The organism is Rhodopirellula sp. UBA1907, assembly GCF_002337565.1.
Taxonomy (GTDB): domain Bacteria; phylum Planctomycetota; class Planctomycetia; order Pirellulales; family Pirellulaceae; genus Rhodopirellula; species Rhodopirellula europaea.
Genome location: NZ_DDGH01000079.1, coordinates 51818 through 57144, shown reverse-complemented (window position 1 = coordinate 57144; position 5327 = coordinate 51818). Strand labels below are relative to the sequence as shown.

Genomic DNA, 5327 nt, shown 5'->3' with positions numbered 1-5327 from the left:
CAGCATGCCGTCTTCGATCATGCGGCGCGGGTCGCGTTCTTCGGCCGTCATGCGGCACCAGACTTCAGGGATCAACAAGGAAATGTCGTGGCCGACTTCCAGGTTGGGACCAACGTGACCAGCGGGAGTGCTGAAGCCACCCAAATCGGTCAGGATCATCGAAACGATCACGGCGTTCAGGTCGACGGCAGGGTGCAGAGCGTTGAACGGACCTTTGGTCAGTGCGCCTTCGCTGCCCGCACCAGTCGTGCTGGGGCTCTTGCCGGTCAGTGAGCAAACGTAGTCCATCACCAGTTCAGGAAGTTCCTGATAGTGAAGTGGCGAGTAAACCGCCAATGAACGGATGCCGGCTTCGGCGTCTGGTGGATTGTTGCGACGGCCGGACAAGACCGCGCCCACCGGGGTCAGGACCGCATCGTCGGTGCCCAATTTGCGATGCAGTTGGATGCCTCGCAAAGCAACATAGGTCGCACGGGGCGATGCCAAGTCGGGACGGTCTTGCAAGTAACGAGGGTTCTTTGTTGGCTTGCCATCGACCAATCGTGGATTGGCGGTGCTGACGACGTAGCCGTCCTCGGATGCTGCCGCGGTGAGCAGCAACTCTTCCATTGGGCCGGTGAATTTGTCGAACTCGATGGCATCGCGAATGATGTCGCGAGCTTGTTGGCTGGTGAGCGGTTCGAAGTTACTGATGAAGTTGCCCGGCGCGGCCAGGTCGGATTCGGTTTGTTTATCCAGTCCGCGATGAACGGCATCGTCGGGACGTTGAAACAAGCGGTATTCGCAGTTTTCAACGAACTTGTAGCTTGGAGCTTCCGCGACAGCTGATCCAACATCACCAATGCTTCCCGCAGGAACCACGATGCTGGCGGAGATGTCATCTTCACGCTGAACCTTGGACGACGCGATGAAGTCTTGACGCAGTTTGAATGTTCGCCATTGCGAGTTCTCCAAACCCACACGCAAGTAGGTTCCGACCAACGGGCGGCTTCCGATCTTCAATTCGTGGCCCGGTGAACCGTTGACGATGTCGACGCCGAACGAATCACGCCAATCGTCGCCGACGCCTGGTCCGGCGAAACGTTTGATGATCAAAGCGAGAGCGTAAACGTGCTCAGGAATGCTCTTCAACCAAGCGTTGTAGTCGTCGTTGTATTCAGGGCTCGGGGTCAGCAACTTGATGACGCTACCGAGCGAACGGTTGGGGTCGAGGACTTTGCGGCTGGGACGCTCGCTGTAGTCGGTGCGTCCGGTGTAGGAATCCGACCAGCGCGATCCGTAGTCTTTCGAGAAGATGTCATCGACGAGTTGGAAATCAATCTCGTGGTCTTTGACGAAGATCGGTCCATACAACATGTAGTCGCGAAGACTCTTGCTGATTTCGCTCTTGCCGCCGCCGCTGACCGTGCAGGGTTTGTGGCAGAAAACGCCTTCGCCGACCGTGCCGATCAGACGCCAGCTTGGAGCGGAGGGGTGTTTTTCGAGTTGGATTTTGTAACCACTCGGAGCGATGTAAATCTCATCGGGCGAGAGTGGAATCGATTGCTCTTTGCCGGACGAATCTGTCCAGCGAATGCATCGCTCACGAAGCGTCGCCAGGGCGTCTTCCGGGATGTAGATGACGCTCGGATGGATGCGGTCGATGCCGTATCCTTCCGGTTGAACGTCAATGAAATCTTCGTAGCGTTTCGCGACATCGGCGAACGTTTGGCCGTTGTAAAGACGACTGTTGACTTGGAATTCGTCGCCCAACGAATACGAAGCAAATGCGATCGCACCGCCGGCGTGCTCTTCTTCCGCGTTGCCCATCAAGTTGGCAGCGTAGCTGAGCTGGGTTTTGACTTCTTTCTTGCAATAACCGTAATAGTTGTCAGCGATCAAAGTCACGATCACGCCATCACTGTTGCGGCAGGTGAGTTTGAACGCACCTCCGTCGTTGTAGCGTTCGGTTTCGTCTTGCCAGCACATCCGGTCGTGACGCTGGCGTTCGGTCGCGTCGTCGTAGTGAGGCAGCCCGAGTTCTTTCTTGGTCAACTGAGTCAGGTGGGTTGCCAGGATCACGCAACCGGTGTGACCACTCCAGTGTTTTGCGTCGAGACCGGCGTCGCAGGCGGCGATCAGAGGGTCGCCCGCATTGCCAAAGATCGATTCGACGAAGTCCAAGTTGCTGACGTAGTTGCCAGGAACGAAGAAGCGAGTTTCCATCGACTTCGATTCGCTGTACCCGGGAACACCGGGAGCAACCAATGGACGCAACATCAACGACACCCATGATTCAGCGGGGTGAGGTGAGTTGTGGGTGTACGGCAATTCCATGTCGGCCGCGGGCGGCTGCATGGCGGCGCGGAAAAGGTTCACGAACACGTTCTTTGGAACAACTCGTTTGTCCCCAGGAATTGGCAAACCACCTTCGACAACGTGGAAGGTGCCTGCCGTGGTGCGGCGGTCGGCTCGTGGGTTGTTCAACACGCCATTGAAGCAGCGGTACGATTTGACCTGATCGTTTTCAAATTTGTTGCCACCCAAAGGCATGCTCAATTCACGAGCCATGCCGTGACGGTCCAGATTCAACGAGCGACTGGGCAGCTTCAGAGGTTCGTCGCCGAGCTCATCGCCAAAGTAAGACGCGAGGAACGCTTCGATGCGTTGATCGATTGGTGGTTGGTGCTGGCGAAGAATCGCGTTGCGTTCACGAAAGCTATCCAGCATTTCGCGAGGGAACGCCGCGTCGGGACGTTCTTGGTCTTCTTCGCCGGGGGGCATCAGGCCGGCAAGTGCCAATTGGAACGAGAGATAGTTTTGCAGACGTTGTCGTTGTTCCGGAGCGGCCGCAAGCATGCGGTCCCAGCTCAAAGCGCGTTGAAGTTCTGTGGGTTCTCGCAGCAATGCCATGAGGATCTCTCCGGTTCGAACATGAATGTGGTCGGCAAAACCAAGCTTCGTGATCGAAGAGCTTTGAGGCTTTGGATCGCGGAGCACCCTTGGGTCCAAAGCGATCGACGATTGACGACAGTCTCACGAAAAACGTTGGATCCAAAGACGGGCTTGGTGGAGAGGAGCTTAGCAAATACCGCCCAAATTTGAATCGGACGGGAATCACGCAAGAGCCTCCGATTCCACGGCGATTTATGGTGCGAGTCTATTGAGTGTGCTTGTCTCGCCACGCGTTAACGTGGTTCGTCGCGTCGCTGTTTCTTGCTAACGGGGCGGGCCTGCGCGTTGGTGCGATTGAGGTGTGCAGAAATATGCCTGCCAGACCTGCGGCAGGTCAGTCGGGGGAGCGAAGGATGAATCGATTCAAACATGCCGGCTGTGGAAGAATTTCCGATGAATTCGTTTGGGCAAACCCACAAATCACGATGGCGTCACTTGGATTGCAGTACAGAAGCCAGTTCGGATTCGACCAAGCGACGCAATTCGTCCAAGGTGCCGTTGTTTGGAATCACGCGAGTGCTGGCCGAACGTTTCCGATCCCAGGACCACTGGCGAGCGTTCCGTCGCTCGAGTTCGTCCATGTCCCATCCGCGAGCAGCGAGCAGTATTTGATGTCGTTCGGGAGCGACCTGCAGGCACCAAACTTCGTCACACGTTTCGCGATAGCCGCTTTCCAAAAGCAGTGGCACATCGAGAATTACAAACGGTCGCCGGTCCGATTTCGCTTTTGCGATTTCAAATTGCAGAATCGTTCGTGTTCGCGGATGAAGCACGCCTTCCAGTTGTCGAAGTCGAGCGTGTGAACTTTCGTCGTCACCGAAGACCGAGTCAGCCAATCGCGAGCGTGATAAAGAACCATCCGCCATTTGAATGGAATCGCCAAACAGCGATTTCAGTTCGTGAATGACGTCGGGTTCGCTGAGTTGGCTCTTCGCGATTTCGTCGGCGTTCAACCAGACGCCACCCAGAGATTCCAGGTGACGAGCGACCGTCGATTTGCCGCTGCACGGCGGACCGATGACTCCAATGATTGGTGTTGAAGACATTGGTGTTGAATCGGTCAGTGGCCCGTCCGACATCAAGCCTGGTAGAGAAAGGCGTTGCAGTTGGGGCAATGCGTCAACGTCGACAACATCACTTGGTTGAGAACCTGTGTGGTCAACGTTTGGTAGCAACCACCGCAGGAGTCTTGTTCCACCGCCGCCAATGCCTCGTCGCCGCGGGCGTCAACCAGTCGGCGGTAGTCTGCTTTCACAGCGGCCGGGATGTCGGCTTCGTGAGCGGCGAGTTGTTCGTTGATGCGAGCGAGATCCTGGCGAACTTGTTCGAGCCGAGCTTCGATTTCGTTGACCCGTTTGGTTTGGTCTGCTTGAGCCTGTTCGAGCTTCTTTTGGGCTCGGCCCAGTTCGACCTCGCAGGTATCGATTCGTTCGAGCACTTCGAGGATTTCGTCGCTTTGAACGCTGTTGGCTTGTTCGTCCGCAGCGATTTGGTCCTTCAGCAGCGAGAACTCTTTGTTCGAAGCGGCCGTGTTCAGTTTGCCCTGCAGGTTCTTGACGTGGGCTTCGCGGGTCTGCAGTTGCAATTGCTTTTCATCCGCCGTCATGCGGGTTTTCTTCAGCGTTTCCGCCGCCGCATCCACATTCGCTTGAGCCTCGTCGACCATCGACTGAACGGCCTTGATTTGAAGCGGGCCACGGCGCAATTGCCCCTCCAAATCGGTGCGTTGTTGCAACGTGTTGTGCAACGTTCGCAAAAGGACGCTGGAAAATTTAGTCGTGGTGGAGGGCGAAGCCATCAGGCAGAATGCGGGAGCTGGAGAATGGGAGTGAAAAGAGGGGGTGAGATTGTGAGACGGATAGGAGCACCGATCAATCGCCCTTTTCTGGAACCTTCTCTAGAATTTCCAGCAAAACGCGGTCGGTGTCGATGCCTTCGGCCTGAGCTTCGAAGTTCAGCAGCACGCGGTGACGCATCGCGGGAAGGAACATCCGCCGGATGTCTTCGAAGGAAACGTTGAACCGTCCGTCCAACAAAGCCTGGACTTTCGCGGTCAAAGCGAGCGTTTGGGCACCACGCGGGCTGCTGCCCCAGCGAACGTATTCGTTGGTGATCGGAACGCTGTGCGGGCCATCGGGGTGCGTCGCCATGGTCAGCCGCACCAAGTAATCCTGAACGTGCGGGGCGAGGATGACTTCGCGAACAAGTTTTTGCCAGCGTTGAATTTCTTCGCCGTCCATGACCTTTTCGATCTCTGGACGTTCGCCGCGAGTCGTGCGGTCGACGATCGTCGCCAGCTCATCGCGGTTGCTGTAGCCGACGACCAGTTTGAACAGGAAGCGGTCCATCTGGGCTTCGGGAAGCGGGTAGGTGCCTTCCTGCTCAATCGGGTT

At 56.5% G+C, this 5327-nt stretch carries 4 protein-coding genes; all 4 read right to left on the bottom strand.

All coding sequences use genetic code 11. The features are described from left to right. A partial coding sequence (locus tag B2R17_RS16925; RefSeq protein ID WP_286764911.1) for a hypothetical protein occupies positions 1–2838 on the bottom strand: 2838 nt, incomplete at its 3' end. Positions 2839–3365: 527 nt separating this feature from the next. Continuing rightward, complete coding sequence (gene coaE / locus B2R17_RS16920; protein WP_286764910.1) at positions 3366–4013, bottom strand: dephospho-CoA kinase; 648 nt, start codon at positions 4011–4013, stop codon at positions 3366–3368. Further along, the gene (locus B2R17_RS16915; protein ID WP_286764909.1) at positions 4013–4732 is read right to left on the bottom strand and encodes a zinc ribbon domain-containing protein; all 720 of its coding nucleotides are present in this window, start codon (positions 4730–4732) and stop codon (positions 4013–4015) included. The genes coaE and B2R17_RS16915 overlap by 1 nt, the downstream gene beginning before the upstream one ends. Before the next feature lie 73 nt (positions 4733–4805). After that, a partial coding sequence (locus B2R17_RS16910) for an AAA family ATPase (protein ID WP_286764908.1) occupies positions 4806–5327 on the bottom strand: 522 nt, incomplete at its 5' end.